The organism is Ruegeria sp. HKCCA4812 (assembly GCF_013034245.1).
Lineage (GTDB): Bacteria > Pseudomonadota > Alphaproteobacteria > Rhodobacterales > Rhodobacteraceae > Ruegeria.
Genome location: NZ_WQFQ01000003.1, coordinates 138,013 through 152,330 on the forward strand (window position 1 = coordinate 138,013; position 14,318 = coordinate 152,330).

General features: G+C 55.6%; 16 protein-coding genes. 14 read left to right on the forward strand and 2 right to left on the reverse strand.

The features are described 5' to 3' along the window. Positions 1 to 68: 68 nt before the first annotated feature. Complete coding sequence (locus tag GOW04_RS10990) at positions 69 to 446, reverse strand: hypothetical protein (protein WP_171229596.1); 378 nt, start codon at positions 444 to 446, stop codon at positions 69 to 71. Positions 447 to 609: 163 nt separating this feature from the next. On the opposite strand from GOW04_RS10990, the gene GOW04_RS10995 reads away from it, so the two are divergent. Continuing rightward, on the forward strand, positions 610 to 1,314 hold the full coding sequence (locus GOW04_RS10995; protein WP_152457253.1) for a CoA transferase subunit A: 705 nt from the start codon (positions 610 to 612) through the stop codon (positions 1,312 to 1,314). Continuing rightward, a complete protein-coding gene (locus GOW04_RS11000; RefSeq protein WP_152457252.1) occupies positions 1,314 to 1,940 on the forward strand; it encodes a CoA transferase subunit B in 627 nt (208 codons plus the stop codon). Before GOW04_RS10995 ends, GOW04_RS11000 begins: the two co-directional genes overlap by 1 nt. Before the next feature lie 36 nt (positions 1,941 to 1,976). Here GOW04_RS11000 and GOW04_RS11005 read toward each other — a convergent pair whose 3' ends face one another. Further along, entirely contained in the window at positions 1,977 to 2,843 is an 867-nt protein-coding gene (locus GOW04_RS11005; protein ID WP_171232583.1) for a lytic transglycosylase domain-containing protein, read from the reverse strand. Positions 2,844 to 3,196: 353 nt separating this feature from the next. On the opposite strand from GOW04_RS11005, the gene GOW04_RS11010 reads away from it, so the two are divergent. The 12 genes from GOW04_RS11010 (at position 3,197) to GOW04_RS11065 (ending at position 14,296) form a co-directional block, all read left to right on the forward strand. Further along, positions 3,197 to 3,427 carry a Flp family type IVb pilin gene (locus GOW04_RS11010; RefSeq protein ID WP_117869713.1) on the forward strand — a complete coding sequence of 77 codons (231 nt, stop codon included), beginning with the start codon at positions 3,197 to 3,199 and terminating at the stop codon, positions 3,425 to 3,427. Positions 3,428 to 3,739: 312 nt separating this feature from the next. Further along, positions 3,740 to 3,979 (forward strand): hypothetical protein, encoded by a 240-nt coding sequence (locus GOW04_RS11015; RefSeq protein WP_152457250.1) that lies wholly within the window; start codon positions 3,740 to 3,742, stop codon positions 3,977 to 3,979. Positions 3,980 to 4,270: 291 nt separating this feature from the next. Continuing rightward, positions 4,271 to 5,149 carry a Flp pilus assembly protein CpaB gene (gene cpaB, locus GOW04_RS11020; protein ID WP_152457249.1) on the forward strand — a complete coding sequence of 293 codons (879 nt, stop codon included), beginning with the start codon at positions 4,271 to 4,273 and terminating at the stop codon, positions 5,147 to 5,149. Between the two features lie 195 nt (positions 5,150 to 5,344). Then, positions 5,345 to 6,751, forward strand: a complete 1,407-nt coding sequence (locus GOW04_RS11025) for a type II and III secretion system protein family protein (protein ID WP_152457248.1) — start codon at positions 5,345 to 5,347, stop codon at positions 6,749 to 6,751. 17 nt (positions 6,752 to 6,768) lie between these two features. Then, entirely contained in the window at positions 6,769 to 7,398 is a 630-nt protein-coding gene (locus GOW04_RS11030; RefSeq protein ID WP_152457247.1) for an OmpA family protein, read from the forward strand. Positions 7,399 to 7,597: 199 nt separating this feature from the next. After that, positions 7,598 to 8,833 carry an AAA family ATPase gene (locus tag GOW04_RS11035; protein ID WP_152457246.1) on the forward strand — a complete coding sequence of 412 codons (1,236 nt, stop codon included), beginning with the start codon at positions 7,598 to 7,600 and terminating at the stop codon, positions 8,831 to 8,833. A gap of 24 nt (positions 8,834 to 8,857) precedes the next feature. Next, the gene (locus GOW04_RS11040) at positions 8,858 to 10,300 is read left to right on the forward strand and encodes a CpaF family protein (protein WP_171232584.1); all 1,443 of its coding nucleotides are present in this window, start codon (positions 8,858 to 8,860) and stop codon (positions 10,298 to 10,300) included. An 11-nt stretch (positions 10,301 to 10,311) separates the two neighbouring features. Beyond that, on the forward strand, positions 10,312 to 11,280 hold the full coding sequence (locus GOW04_RS11045; protein WP_152457244.1) for a type II secretion system F family protein: 969 nt from the start codon (positions 10,312 to 10,314) through the stop codon (positions 11,278 to 11,280). Positions 11,281 to 11,290: 10 nt separating this feature from the next. After that, entirely contained in the window at positions 11,291 to 12,265 is a 975-nt protein-coding gene (locus GOW04_RS11050; protein WP_171170844.1) for a type II secretion system F family protein, read from the forward strand. A gap of 57 nt (positions 12,266 to 12,322) precedes the next feature. Further along, positions 12,323 to 12,865 carry a tetratricopeptide repeat protein gene (locus GOW04_RS11055; RefSeq protein WP_371814393.1) on the forward strand — a complete coding sequence of 181 codons (543 nt, stop codon included), beginning with the start codon at positions 12,323 to 12,325 and terminating at the stop codon, positions 12,863 to 12,865. A 30-nt stretch (positions 12,866 to 12,895) separates the two neighbouring features. Further along, positions 12,896 to 13,747, forward strand: a complete 852-nt coding sequence (locus GOW04_RS11060; RefSeq protein ID WP_171232585.1) for a lipopolysaccharide assembly protein LapB — start codon at positions 12,896 to 12,898, stop codon at positions 13,745 to 13,747. A 3-nt stretch (positions 13,748 to 13,750) separates the two neighbouring features. Then, on the forward strand, positions 13,751 to 14,296 hold the full coding sequence (locus tag GOW04_RS11065) for a prepilin peptidase (RefSeq protein WP_152457241.1): 546 nt from the start codon (positions 13,751 to 13,753) through the stop codon (positions 14,294 to 14,296). Positions 14,297 to 14,318: the final 22 nt, after the last annotated feature.

Consider the following 14,318-nt stretch of genomic DNA (forward strand, 5'->3'; position numbering starts at 1 on the left):
TCAGGTTATGGGGGTTGAACAAGCCCCCCGCAATCGCCGTTTCGGCATTACAGGGGGCTGTCAGCGAATTACCTGGGCTGAGGGCCGCACCGCACTTCGAGCGTCGTCTGCCAGTCTTCCGAGCTGCTTGAGCTAGGATAGTAGCCGGGTGCGCTGCCTGAGTTCTGGGCAGCAGCCGTCAGGACATCGATGATCAGGGCTGCATTCTTGTCCACCCCCTGATAGCCGGTATCGCTGGCCAGAACGAAGGCCTCTTTGCCCTGCTGTGCGCACCGTGCGTTGGCGGTTGAAATTGCGGATTCAAGTGAAGACTTCTCAGAATAACCGGTTCCTATAACTTTGATCTTGTTATCGTCGAGCGGAAGTACGGTCGCCTGCTCAGGCTCACAGGCTGACATAACCAAAAGCGCAACACCTGCGACCGTTCCGACCCAAATTCGTTCCATGTTTTCAATCTCCTATAAAGGTACGGCGCTTATGCTGAACCGTCCGGTTCATTGCAACAGCTCATTTCACTGGTAGAAATACCACCTCCCCCTTGGTTTCATTGACTTCCCCGTGACACGGCGGCACAACCAGCCCATCACCATGTCATTGGGGGAGTTTTCCATGAAGAAAGTCTATGCCAATGCCACCGAGGCGCTCGATGGGGTGCTGTCGGATGGCATGCTGATTGCCGCAGGCGGGTTTGGCCTCTGCGGAATTCCGGAACTGTTGCTTGAGGCCATCAGGGACTCGGGCGTCAAAGACCTGAGCTTTGCGTCGAACAATGCCGGTGTGGACGATTTCGGAATCGGCATCCTGTTGCAGACCAAGCAGGTCAAAAAGATGATCAGTTCGTATGTCGGTGAAAACGCCGAGTTCATGCGCCAGTATCTGAGTGGTGAGCTGGAACTGGAATTCAACCCCCAAGGAACATTGGCCGAACGGATGCGCGCCGGTGGCGCGGGCATCCCGGGCTTCTACACCAAGACCGGCGTCGGCACCGTGATCGCCGAAGGGAAAGAGCACAAGGACTTCAACGGCGAGACCTACATTCTGGAAGAAGGCATTTTTGCCGATCTGGCCATCGTCAAAGCCTGGAAGGCTGACGACACCGGCAATCTGGTTTTCCGCAAGACCGCCCGTAATTTCAACGTTCCTGCTGCGACTTGTGGCAAGATCTGCGTTGCCGAAGTGGAAGAGATCGTTCCGCGCGGTTCGCTGGACCCCGACTGCATCCACCTGCCCGGTATCTATGTGCATCGCATCATTCAGGGCGAACACGAAAAGCGCATCGAACAGCGCACCACCCGCAAGAAGGAGGAAGCATAATGCCCTGGGACCGCAATCAGATGGCCGCACGCGCGGCAGAGGAACTGGAAGACGGCATGTATGTGAACCTGGGCATCGGGATCCCGACGCTGGTGGCAAACTATGTGGGTGACAAGGACATCACTCTGCAATCGGAAAACGGCATGCTGGGCATGGGCCCCTTCCCCTTTGAGGGCGAAGAAGACCCGGACCTTATCAATGCAGGCAAGCAGACGATCACCGAACTGTCCCGCACGGCCTATTTCGACAGTGCCACATCCTTCGCCATGATCCGCGGTGGCAAGATCGCTGCGGCGATTCTGGGTGCCATGGAAGTAGATGAGAAGGGCGATCTGGCAAACTGGATGATCCCCGGCAAGCTGGTGAAGGGCATGGGCGGCGCGATGGACCTGGTTGCAGGCGTGGGCCGAGTGATTGTCGTGATGGATCACACCAACAAGCATGGCGACAGCAAGGTCCTGAAGGAATGCACCCTGCCACTGACCGGAAAGGGCGTCGTGGATCGCATTATCACCAATCTGGGTGTGCTGGATGTGGTTGAAGGCGGTCTGAAAATCGTCGAACTGGCGGAAGGTGTCAGCGAAGATGAGCTGCGCGCCGCAACGGAAGCGACAATCGTTTCCTGATCAAATGAAAGGCCCGCCGGATCACGGCGGGCCTTATTAGTAGGACGTCTGAAAAACACAGCCATCAGAAATCAGGTCTGGCGGCGTTGCGCACAAAGCCCGCGCGATCTGAAACGCGGCGAGGACTTTTGGCACGTAGTCCCGAGTTTCAGCATAGGGTGGCACGCCGCTGTGTTTGCGCACGGCCCCCTCTCCCGCGTTGTATCCAGCCAATACAAGTATTGGATCATTCCCGAACTCTTCCATCAGCCAGTTGAGGTATTTCACACCGCCCGCAATGTTCTCAGAGGGCTTAAGGCTGTCCTTTACCCCGAATCTGGCCGCTGTCGCGGGCATCAATTGCATAAGCCCCTGTGCGCCTGCGGAACTGACCGCGTCTGCACGTCCGGCCGATTCCACCGAGATGACCGCAAGCACCAGCGCAGGTGAAACATTAGTTCCCACAGTGGAACGGAGGATATCGATCCCGCGTTCCTTTGCGATATCTTGCAGCGATTGCAGTCGCGGTGATCTCACGTTGGTTGCGGCCAGGGCGTTGATCGCCGCGTCAAGCCGCCCGGCCCCGCGTTCATCAATGTGCGGTGAAATCCGGCTCCAGAAAGCCTTGTACGATCCTTTGGGATCTCGTTTGACTTCCGCACCCGGCGCTGGCAGCGGGGCGACTTTGGTACGCGCGATGATTTCCGGGACTACCAGTTCAGTGCCCGTGCTGGGCGCTGAAGGGTTAGCTGCGTGTTCTTCCGGAGTGATCTGCACGGTCACACGCGGACGTTCACCGGGTTTTGGGGCTTTGACGCGCTTGTATACGCCGCGCGGCTCTGTCTCGGTCGCATTTACAGATGCGGTGCCCGATATCAGAAACGCCAGCACACCGGCGCATTGAAGTGCGTTCCGGAGGTTCATTTGCCTGCCTCATGTTTTCTTTTTAGGCGATTTGAACCCCGAATCTTCCCGCAAGGCCAGAAAAACAAAGCGAAATGGGGCAGTTTCGCCTCATTTGGCGCAATTTTGCATCGCTGTAGGGCCTTTGCTTCAACCGTTGTGATTTTTTTATCTTTTATTTTCCGGACGTTATAAAAAATATAACCAAAAAGTTAAGCCGTGCGAAAAAAAATCTGTGTTTGGCCCAATTCCTGCCACGCCCAACGGTCAAACATAGTCCCATACCGAGACGGACATGAGCGGACTGAGAGAGAAAGCTCTGAAAGACGCCTAGGTTTGTTAAACTCTTTTTGATCCTTTAGGAGGGACGTAACATGATCAAGTTCATCAAGAACTTCCGCAAAGACGAAGACGGCGCAGTAACAGTTGACTGGGTTGTTCTGACCGCAGCAGTCATCGGCCTGGCCGCCGTTGCTTATCAGCAGATCTCGGCTGGCGCCACTGGCCTGGCAACCGGCGTAAACGAAGCGCTGAACGCCGCATCGCTGAGCACCGGCAGCAACACCGCGACAGGTGGCATCACCGGCGAAGGCAAAAGCAACTAAGTTGCTGATCTAGAGAATTTCCAAGGCCGCGCTCATCGGGCGCGGCCTTTTTTGTGATCTGAAACTGCTCCATCCCAAGTTCGCTGGAGCCTGCCCGCGCGCAAGTTGTGAAGGCAATCGCGACGATCATGGCGTTTTGCTGTAATTGCCGCGTTTCTTCTGCTCCAATCAATTCGACTAACGCGCGAAACCTGGTAGGAGCTCAGAATTTCCCTACGAAATCAATATTTAGCCCAACTTTCGCCATCCATGCGAACCAGTTTCAGGCCAACCTGTTGTTAGCACTGACGCGACGTATTTGGAGATAAGCACATGTTAAGGTTCCTTAATCAGTTCAAATCTGACGAAGCAGGAGCGGTGACAGTTGACTGGGTGGTGTTGACCGCAGTGGTCATAGGATTGTCGGGCGCGACCTACCTTGTAATAAGCTCAAGCGTCGACAGCATGGGCGGCAATATCAACGGGGCCATGAACAGCGCCGTCGTCAGCACCGGCTCGAATACTGCACCGTCTGGTATTATCACGGCGGGAACTGCCGGCGGCGGCGGCTAAGTTGCAGCTGGTGCGCGCTCTGGCTGGTTTCCAAAAACGTCTTGCTTAACCCTTTCGAAGCAAAGCGCTGCGCCCGTTGGGTGCAGCGTTGTTTTGTTACGCTCGGTCCGCTGGCAATCATGGGAAAGGTAACAATAACCATGCGGAATTGTGCGGAAGAAGGCGCAGAAATCTGACAATCAGTCATTTTTGTCCCACATTTCGACACAATTTGCGGTTAGCAAATAGGCTGTTTCAATGTGGTTCCTTGGCCGCTAAGTATTCGACCAAACAAAAGAATGAGGTACACGCATGCGAGCAGTTTTCGGACTTGTCCTGATTGTCGGCGTTGCACTGGCCGGGGGCGCCGTATACATGGCGCGAAACTATATCGCGGCTTACCAAAGTGAACTGGCACGCCAACGGCTTGCTGCGGAAGAGGCTCTGGCCAATGCCAAAGTCGATGTTGTTCCGACAGTCACTGTATTGGTATCGAACCGCGCCCTTAAATACGGCGAGCGGTTGACGGAGGAAGATATCCGCGCAGTTGACTGGCCGGAAAACGCGATTCCGGAAGGTACATTCACAGAGCTCACAGCCCTGTTCCCCGAAAGCGGCGCAAATGAACGTTTCGTTTTGAGGGCAATGGAAAAAGACGAAGCGATCATGGAGGTCAAGATCACTCGTCCAGGCGAAAAGGCCGGCCTGACGTCACGTCTGGAAAAAGGTATGCGTGCCTTTGCGATCAGCGTTGACGTAGCTTCTGGCGTTTCCGGATTCCTGCGGCCCGGCGACAGTGTCGACATCTATTGGACCGGTTCCAGTGGAACCATCGAAGGGAACAGCGGCGGAATTACCCGCCTGATCGAAACCAACGTGCAGCTCATTGCCGTCGATCAGACCGCTGGTTCAGACGTCACCAACACAACCATTGCACGTACAGTCACGGTCGCAGCCACACCTGAACAGGTCGCGGCTTTGGCACAGGCTCAGAACACCGGGCGACTTTCCCTGGCTCTGGTTGGGGTGCAGGATGAGTCCGTTGCCTCTACGATTGAAGTGGATCAGCGCAAGCTGTTGGGAATTCAAGAAGCCGCGCCGGAACCAGAAGCAAAAGCCGAAAGGGTATGCACGACACGTATTCGCCGCGGTGGCGAAATTGTAAATGTGCCTATCCCCTGCACAAATTGACGCCAATTCAGAACGTTACAAGTTCAGAGCCGCGCCCTTGGTGCGGCTCATTTTTTTGCGGATGTTGCCAATTCCCCACATAAGGAAACTTACGGAAACCATTGATTATTGCAATAAATTCGGATTTCGCGCAGTCTCTCCTCCCATAGGGCATAAGACCCAAAAAAACGAGGCGTGATCGGAGAGGCAGGTCACATGACAATACGTACCTGGATCAGCGCAACCCTGCTGGGGTTGTCGCTTGTTATGGGCCCCATTGGCGACACCGCCTGGGCTGAAACTTTGCGCGTGGTGAAAAAAGGGACTGTGGAAACACTGGACGTCCCGATGAACCGCGCAATCGTCGTAGAAAGCGAACAACCTTTCGCAGAGCTCAGCATTGCCAACGCAGGCATTGCAGACATCTCTTCTTTGTCGGAGCGCACGATCTATGTTCTGGGCAAGGCGCCTGGCCTGACCACGCTGACACTGTTTGACGGCGCGGGCAATCTTTTGGCCAATGTCCGCGTCCGGGTCGCACCGGATGTTACAGAATTCAAGGAACGTCTGCGTCAAATCCTGCCCAACGAACCCATCGAGGTTCGCACAGCCAATGATGGCATTGTTTTGTCCGGTACGATCTCCAGCTCGGCCAAACTGGCGCGCGCGCTGGAACTGGCTGAACGGTATGCCCCCGAGCGTGTCTCGAACCTGATGTCGGTCGGTGGTGTGCAGCAGGTCATGCTGAAGGTCCGCTTTGCAGAGATGAACCGCTCGGTCGCCAAAAGCCTGACAGCGTCGCTTGGCTTCGGTGGAAGCGACGTTACCGGAGGCTTTAACACGCTCAACAACCAGTTCGCACTGAACAACGCTTTGGCGAACAACATTCCGGCAGTTCAGGCCAATACCGGTGCCATCCTGTTTGGGTTTGGCGCGGGTTCGACGCAGGTTCGCCTGTTGCTGGAAGCTCTGGAAACCAAGGGGCTGGCCCGCAGCCTGGCCGAGCCGAATCTGTCCGCGCTGTCCGGCCAGGAGGCATCGTTCCTAGCCGGTGGCGAAGTTCCCATCCCGGTACCGCAGGATGACGGCGTTGTGGCTATCGAATACAAGGCCTTCGGCGTTGAAATGGACTTCATCCCGCGCGTCGTGGATGGCGATCTGATCAACCTTGAGATGGGCACGGCTGTTTCAAGTATCGACAATAGCTCGGATTTTACCATCAACGGGGATTCGGTTCCTAGCTTCATCACCCGCAGGGCCAAAACAACGATTGAACTTCGCGATGGTGAAAGCTTTGCCATTGCAGGCCTGATCCAGGACGATTTCGCGGATCTGAGCAACCAGATTCCATGGTTGGGGGATGTGCCGGTTCTGGGCGCGTTGTTCCGCAGCGCCAACTACCAGCGCGAGCAAAGTGAACTCGTCGTTATCATCACCGCGCATCTGGTTTCACCGACTCGGGGCGAAACTCTTGCGCTTCCAACCGATCGGGTCAAACCGCCCAGCGAATTTGACTTGTTCTTGAACGGCCAGGTGGCGCGCACACAGCGCACGGGCGCCGGCGGAGCGTCAGAGGTTGCCAAGCAGAACTTCGGCAGCTCCTACGGCTACGTCCTAGATTGATCAGGAGGATAGGACCAATGCATAAGTGGATCATCACACTGGGTCTTTCGGTCGCTGTCGCCGCATGCACCCGCGAGGCCGGGTACGAGATCGATACAGGCACTTTCGGAAACGCGACGCTCAACAACGTCCAGGTACAAAGCGGCGAATTAACCTACGCGCAGATTCTCAGCCGCCGGTTTGCCGCGGATGTACCCAGCCAGGTAAACTTTGCGTTCAACAGCTCGCAACTCGATGCTTCGGCTCAGCGCATTCTTTTGCAACAGGCTGACTGGATCAAGCAGTTCCCCGAGGCCCGGTTCCGCGTTTACGGACATACGGATGCTGTGGGGTCGGCCAGCTACAACAAAAGCCTTGGCCTTCGCCGCGCTCAAGCAGTCGTCGCGTTTTTGGGGCAGCAGGGTATCTCGCGCTCACGGCTTGAGGCGGTGGTATCGTTTGGCAAAACGCAACCGTTGATCGCAACGCAAAACCGGGATCGCAGGAATCGCAGAACGGTCACTGAAGTTTCGGGATTCGTTGATCGCAACCCGCAGCTTCTGGACGGCAAGTACGCTCAGATCATTTACCGCGAATATGTGGAAAGTGCGACCGCTGTAAGCCAGATTCAGGAAGTGAACGCCCAAGACGCTGGCAGCGGTGGATAATACGTTTGAAATGGGCGACATCGTCGCCCATTTCCCTACAATTGGTTCTTTTGCGCCCAATTCTCGCCCAACTTCAAAGCAACATTGTGAACAATAGGGTGACCTGCGGCCAAATTTGACCGTATTGGGGCGACAGCACATCAATCTGGCGGATTTCGTTCATATGACATGCTGAGCCCTCACGACGAGGATAGTGTTTATGACCAGCGCGACGCCGCAAGACGACAATACTGCAATCTTGGCCTGCACCATCAGTCGGGATGTTCAGAATTTCGACCTTCTGATCGAAGACATGGAAGCCATCTTGGGCGAACGCTGGGGAGATCTGGGATTTGCAGAAGCGTTGGCCTTTTTCAGCCAACCCGAAGCTGAAACGCTGGAATTCGTAGCACTGGCGATCGACGGAGAAGACGAAGACAACCTTTCTCTGCTGGGTGAGATAATCACTCAAGCCAATGAAAAGAAAGTAAAAGTTGTTCTGATCGCCGAGGATGTTACTCCGGCATCCCTGCACCAACTGCTGCGCAAGGGTGCTGACGAGTTCGTGCCCTATCCTCTTCCCGAAGGCGAATTGCAGGAAGCCATTGAGCGTATGAAGCAGCCCGACCCGGTTGCCGTTGCGCAAGCAGCCGCCGTTCCTTTGGCCGGCGGCGCGTCCAAGGAAGGCGCACTGTTTGTCGTTCAGGGCCTGGCAGGTGGTGTCGGTGCAACGACACTGGCCGTTAACCTGGCTTGGGAACTGGCATGTGCCTCTGACAAAGACGCGCCGACCGTGTGTCTGATCGATCTGGACCTGCAATACGGGACTGTTTCCACCTATCTGGATCTGCCGCGAAGAGAGACCGTGTTTGAAATGCTGTCGGATACCGATGCGATGGACAGCGAAGTATTCTCGCAAGCCCTTCAAACATATGAAGAAAAGCTTCAAGTTTTGACCGCACCCTCCGACATGGTGCCACTGGACTTGATCACTCCGGAAGACATTCAGCGCGTGATCGACATGGCGCGCGCGCATTTCGACTATGTCATTGTCGACATGCCAAAAACGCTGGTCCTGTGGTCGGAAACAGTTTTGCAGGCCGCCCATGTGTATTTCGCCCTGATCGAGCTGGACATGCGGTCCGCCCAGAATGCCCTGCGCCTGAAACGCGCATTGCAGGCTGAGGAACTGCCATTCAACAAGCTGCGTTTTGCGTTGAACCGAGCGCCGAAATTTACCGATCTGAACGGGAAGAGCCGCGTGAAACGCATGGGGGAAAGTCTTGGAATCTCCATCGACCTGCTGCTGCCTGATGGTGGCAAACCGGTCATGCAAAGTGGGGATCATGGTCTGCCTCTGGCAAATGCGGCCGCCAAGAACCCTTTGCGCCGCGAAATCGCAAAGCTGGCGAAGTCGCTCCACAGCCTCGGCAGCAGTGCCGAAGAAGCTGCGTAACATCATCCCAAAGGGGGATAAGCCGTGTTTTCAAGATACAAAAAGCAACCCGCAGTGCAGCCAGTCAAAACGCCGGCACAACCGGCTGAAACAGCGGCGTCTTCTGCACAGGCGACACCTGTCGCGACCGCGGTGGCACGCAAACCCGTGAAAAAGACTGCAGGTGAGGTCGCAAGTTCAGACAAAGACCGCAAACGCAAGGAGCGGTTGGGTGAGATCAAGATCGAACTGCACCGTGAACTGCTGGAAAACCTGAACCTGGCCGCGCTGGAAAACGCCGGCGAAGCCGAGTTGCGCACTGAAATCAGTGCTATCGCCAGTGAAGTTCTGGAAACACGAAACATTGTTCTGAACCGCGAAGACCGGTCCCAACTGAACAAGGAACTGTATGACGAGGTGACGGGCCTTGGCCCGCTTGAGGCGCTGCTTCAGGACGATTCGGTCAACGATATTCTGGTGAATGGTCCACAACAGATTTTTGTGGAACGTGCCGGCAAGCTGGAACTCAGCGACATTACCTTCAAGGATGAAAAGCACCTGATGCGGATCATCGACAAGATCGTGTCCGCCGTGGGCCGCCGCGTCGATGAATCCAACCCGTATGTTGACGCCCGTCTGGCCGATGGATCGCGTTTCAATGCCATGGTGCCTCCGATCGCGGTGGACGGATCGCTTGTTTCCATTCGTAAATTCAAGAAAGACAAGCTGGGAATTGACGACCTGGTCAATTTCGGTGCGTTCACCGAAGAAATGGCGGCGTATTTGCAGGCCGCCGTGTCTACCCGACTGAATATCATCGTTTCCGGGGGTACGGGTTCGGGTAAAACAACCACGCTCAACGCCTTGTCCAGCTTCATCGACGATGCCGAACGGATCCTGACCATCGAGGACACGGCTGAACTTCAACTGCAACAGACGCATGTGGGTCGGATGGAAAGCCGCCCGCCCAACGTGGAAGGCAAAGGTGAAGTCAGCCCGCGCGACTGTCTGAAAAACGCCCTGCGTATGCGTCCTGACCGCATCATCGTGGGTGAGACACGCGGCGCCGAGGTCATCGACATGTTGCAGGCCATGAACACCGGTCACGACGGATCGATGACCACGATTCACGCCAACTCGGCCCGTGACGGCATTTCACGTCTGGAAAACATGATCGCGATGGCCGGGATCGAAATGCCGATCAAGGCGGTCCGTAGTCAGATCGCCTCGGCTGTGAACTTGATCGTGCAGGCCAGCCGCCTACAGGACGGTTCACGCCGGATGACCTCGATCACCGAAATCACCGGGATGGAAGGTGACGTGATTTCCATGCAGGAAATCTTTCGTTTTCAACGCGTTGGCCTGACACCAGACAACAAGATCATCGGGCATTTCACCGCCACCGGCGTCCGCAGCCACTATTCGGAACGGTTCCGTCTGTGGGGCTTTGACCTGCCAGCGTCCATCTACGACCCAACCACAATGTAGGAGAACCGGGTATGCAATTGCCTATGGAGGCGATCATTTATGTCGCCATCTTTGTGGGGGTTCTTGCCTTGGTCGAGGGCATCTATCTTGTCGCCTTCGGCAAGTCCATCAGCCTGAACAGCCGGGTCAACCGACGCCTGGATATGCTGGAAAAGGGTGCCGGACGCGAACAGGTGCTGGAGCAGCTGCGCAAAGAGATGCAGCAGCATATGAAATCGCAGAGCATTCCTCTGTACTCACTTCTTGCTGACAAGGCGCAAAAGGCTGCAATCGCGTTCTCTCCCCGTCAATTGATCATGATCATGGGTCTGGTATCAGCCATGGCCTTTGTCGGTTTGAGCATTGGCACCGCTACGGACACGGCACTTCGTATCGTTGTTTCCATCGCAATCGGCATCGGCGGCGTTTACGCCTGGGTCAACCACAAGGCCAAGAAACGCATGGGTATGATCGAAGAACAACTGCCCGATGCGGTTGAGCTGATGGTTCGATCTCTGCGTGTTGGCAATCCATTTGTGTCGACGATTCAGGTGGTTGCAAACGAAGTTCAGGATCCGCTGGGAACCGAGTTTGGCGTTATCGCTGATGAATGTGCCTATGGTCGCGATGTGGGCGAGGCGCTGAAGGACATGGCTGAACGTTTGGACATGCAGGATATGCGCTTTCTTGCCGTAGCCGTGGGTATTCAGCAGCAATCTGGCGGCAACCTTGCCGAAATTCTGGCCGGATTGGCAAAGGTGATCCGCGCTCGTTTTCGCCTGTTCCGTCGCGTCAAGGCGATTACGGCCGAGGCACAATGGTCCGGCAAGTTCCTGTCCGGGTTTCCCGTTGCCTGTCTGATTTTCATCCTGGTCAAAGACCCGGGCTATTACGACGAGGTGCTGGATCACCCATGGTTTATTCCCGCGTGTTTTGTTGTCGCCATCTTGCTGACATTGAACCTGATCGTCATGAAAATCATCACCAACATCAAGGTCTGAGGGCAGCACAATGGAATTCCTGACCAGCATCAATGACCTGTTAACCCAACATCTGGGCGAATTCGGCCCCCTTATCATTGTCGGCGTACTTGGCCTGCTGATGGTTCTAGTCGCTGTCACACTGATGATGAAGCAGCCGGAAGACCCGCTGAAGAAACTGCAAAGATCGAATGCGGCTCCTCCCAAGCAGAAAAAAGGGAAGAAAGAGCAGCTTCGAAACTCAAGCCGAAACGAGCAGCTTGAGAAGTTCGCAACATTCCTTGAGCCCAAGAACGAAGAAGAATACTCGGCCGTCGAGCTGAAGCTGCGCCAGGCGGGCTACAGGTCGAAGGATTCGGTTCGGTTCTTCCACTTTGCGCAGTTTTCCTTGGGTATCCTTGGTATTTTCATTGGTGTTCTGCTGGTCACGGTTTTTTCCGGCGGCCAGGAATTTACCGGAACACAGATGATGATCCGGGTGCTTGTCCCCGGCGCGATTGGCTATTTCGCACCAAAATACTGGATCACGCGCCGGGTTGAAGAACGGAAGGAAGCAATTACCGCTGGCTTTCCTGATACGCTCGATTTGATGCTGGTCTGTGTCGAGGCCGGTCAATCGCTTGATCAGGCCATCGTTCGCGTTGCCAGTGAGATGAGTGCGTCTTATCCGGATATCGCGCAGGAATTCGAAACTGTCGCGCACGAAATGAAGGCTGGTAAGGATAAGGATACAGTCCTGCGTGATTTCGGCGTGCGATGTGGTGTGCAGGATGTGAACTCTTTTGTCACCGTCATGATCCAATCGGCGACATTTGGTACATCGATTGCCGAGGCGTTGCGGGTTTACGCCGGCGAGATGCGCGACAAACGCGTGATGCGCGCCGAGGAGGCCGCGAACAAGTTGCCGACCAAGATGACTCTTGTCACAATGATGCTGACGGTCCCGCCGCTGCTGATTATTCTGGTTGGCCCGTCGGCGAATGTTATTTCGAGTTTTGGACGCTAGGTCGGATAGAAGCATATGAAAGCTGAATTCAGGTGCTTCCCTTTCGGGTTTCGCCGAATGCTCCGGGCCACCATGGTTTTTGCCATGGTGGCTTCTTGCACAGAAGGCCTGTCACCCAACGGATTGGATGCACCGGGAATTGACACCAAGGGTCAGGCAGAGGACAACATCGAGGTCGGAAACAGATTGATGGCCGCCGGAGAATACGAACTGGCGCTTGAAACCTTTACCCGGGCCGCGCTTGAACAGGGTATGACGCCCCAGGTCCTGACTTCTCTAGGTACTGCAAATGTGGGGCTACGCCGCTTGGGACAGGCCGAAAAACTGCTGCGCAGGGCCGTCGAAGACGACACGGACTGGCCGGTGGCCTGGAACAATCTCGGCGTCCTGCTGATGGAAAAACAGGAATACCCCGAGGCCGCGCAAGTGTTTCAGCGGGCCTATGCGCTGGACAATGGCGAAAGTGACGCAATCCGGGACAATCTGCGCTTAGCACTCGCAAAAATGGAAAATCCTGTTAATAATACCCCACAAGAACAACAAGAATACACACTGGAGCAGCTTGGCGACGGGCAATTCACGCTACGCAAGATCCAGTAATTGAGGCGAGAGCAGTAAAGGACGCAAAAAATGCGCCAGCAATTCTTGATTCCGACTGTTGTTATCAGTGGTCTGATCCTTTCGGCCTGTGCAAAGGAAACCGAAGAGGAAAAGGTTGAACGAACGTTTCAGGAAGTGAACGTCATTGACGAAACTAACCTGAACGATGTGCTTCTGAGCGCCGCAGATCCAAACGAAGCGGTGACCTATTTCCACGGTGCAGCGCTCAAGAACCCGGACCGGATCGATCTTCAGCGCGGACTGGCAATTTCTTTGGGCCGTGCAAAACGTACGACCGAGGCCGCGACCGCATGGAAGCGCGTCACAACGATGAAGGGCACGAACGCCGCGGACAAGGTTGAATACGCGGACGCATTGGTCCGAAACGGCGACTGGTCGCAGGCCAAAACGGTTCTGGATTCGGTTCCCCCCACCTTTGAAACCTTCAAACGGTATCGCCTCGAGGCAGTCGTTGCGGATTCCCGGAAAGAGTGGAAACGCGCGGATCATTTCTATGAAACCGCTGTCGGGCTGACGACACGTCCGGGCAGTGTGATGAACAACTGGGGATATTCCAAACTGACCCGCGGCGAATATGCCGAAGCCGAGCGGTTGTTCTCGGAAGCGATCCGCCAGGACAACTCGCTGTTTACTGCCAAGAACAACCTGGTTTTGGCCCGATCGGCGCAAGGCAACTACAGCCTGCCAGTCGTCCCGATGACTCAGGTCGAGCGGGCGCGTCTGCTCAACACGATGGGTATTTCGGCAGTCAAGCAGGGCGATATAACCACCGCCAAGAACCTGTTCCGCGAAGCCATTTCAACCCACCCGCAGCATTTCGACGAGGCGGTCCGCTCGCTTCGGGCGCTTGAAGGGGCCTGACACATGCAAATACCCGCAGTGGCAGCGGCCTGGTTTCTGCCGTTTGTGCTGCCGATCTGCTTTTACGTGGCCTTCACGGATATGCGTGAGATGCGGATCAAGAACCATGCAGTCCTTGCGCTGACGCTGGTTTACATCGTGATAGGTCTGATCGCCATTCCACCCTGGTCTACAGGCAGCCTCAGCGGCAATCTAGGGCCGGTCACCGTGTCTATGCCGATCTATTTCTGGCAATTGCTGCATATTGTCGTGGTTTTGGTTATTGGCATCTTCCTGAATGCCGCGGGCACCATGGGCGCTGGCGATGCCAAATTTCTGGCCGCCGCTTCGGCGTTTGTCTGGCTGGGCGATCTGAGAATTATACTGATGATCCTGACCGCGTGTGTTCTGGCTGCCGTGGTCACACATCGTTTGGCCAAAATCACAAGGCTGCGCACGATCGCGCCGCATTGGGAAAGCTGGAGCCGGGGCAAGCAGTTTCCGATGGGTTTCGCCCTGGGCGGATCATTGGCCATGTACCTGATTTTGGGTACTGTTCTCGGATCGTAAACTATCATCAGCGCGCCTTGTC

Coding starts and splice junctions, on each gene's coding strand:
- GOW04_RS10990 (WP_171229596.1), bottom strand. CDS start 446: ATGGAACGAATTTGGGTCGGAACGGTCGCAGGTGTTGCGCTTTTGGTT.
- GOW04_RS10995 (WP_152457253.1), top strand. CDS start 610: ATGAAGAAAGTCTATGCCAATGCCACCGAGGCGCTCGATGGGGTGCTG.
- GOW04_RS11000 (WP_152457252.1), top strand. CDS start 1,314: ATGCCCTGGGACCGCAATCAGATGGCCGCACGCGCGGCAGAGGAACTG.
- GOW04_RS11005 (WP_171232583.1), bottom strand. CDS start 2,843: ATGAACCTCCGGAACGCACTTCAATGCGCCGGTGTGCTGGCGTTTCTG.
- GOW04_RS11010 (WP_117869713.1), top strand. CDS start 3,197: ATGATCAAGTTCATCAAGAACTTCCGCAAAGACGAAGACGGCGCAGTA.
- GOW04_RS11015 (WP_152457250.1), top strand. CDS start 3,740: ATGTTAAGGTTCCTTAATCAGTTCAAATCTGACGAAGCAGGAGCGGTG.
- cpaB (WP_152457249.1), top strand. CDS start 4,271: ATGCGAGCAGTTTTCGGACTTGTCCTGATTGTCGGCGTTGCACTGGCC.
- GOW04_RS11025 (WP_152457248.1), top strand. CDS start 5,345: ATGACAATACGTACCTGGATCAGCGCAACCCTGCTGGGGTTGTCGCTT.
- GOW04_RS11030 (WP_152457247.1), top strand. CDS start 6,769: ATGCATAAGTGGATCATCACACTGGGTCTTTCGGTCGCTGTCGCCGCA.
- GOW04_RS11035 (WP_152457246.1), top strand. CDS start 7,598: ATGACCAGCGCGACGCCGCAAGACGACAATACTGCAATCTTGGCCTGC.
- GOW04_RS11045 (WP_152457244.1), top strand. CDS start 10,312: ATGCAATTGCCTATGGAGGCGATCATTTATGTCGCCATCTTTGTGGGG.
- GOW04_RS11050 (WP_171170844.1), top strand. CDS start 11,291: ATGGAATTCCTGACCAGCATCAATGACCTGTTAACCCAACATCTGGGC.
- GOW04_RS11055 (WP_371814393.1), top strand. CDS start 12,323: ATGCTCCGGGCCACCATGGTTTTTGCCATGGTGGCTTCTTGCACAGAA.
- GOW04_RS11060 (WP_171232585.1), top strand. CDS start 12,896: ATGCGCCAGCAATTCTTGATTCCGACTGTTGTTATCAGTGGTCTGATC.
- GOW04_RS11065 (WP_152457241.1), top strand. CDS start 13,751: ATGCAAATACCCGCAGTGGCAGCGGCCTGGTTTCTGCCGTTTGTGCTG.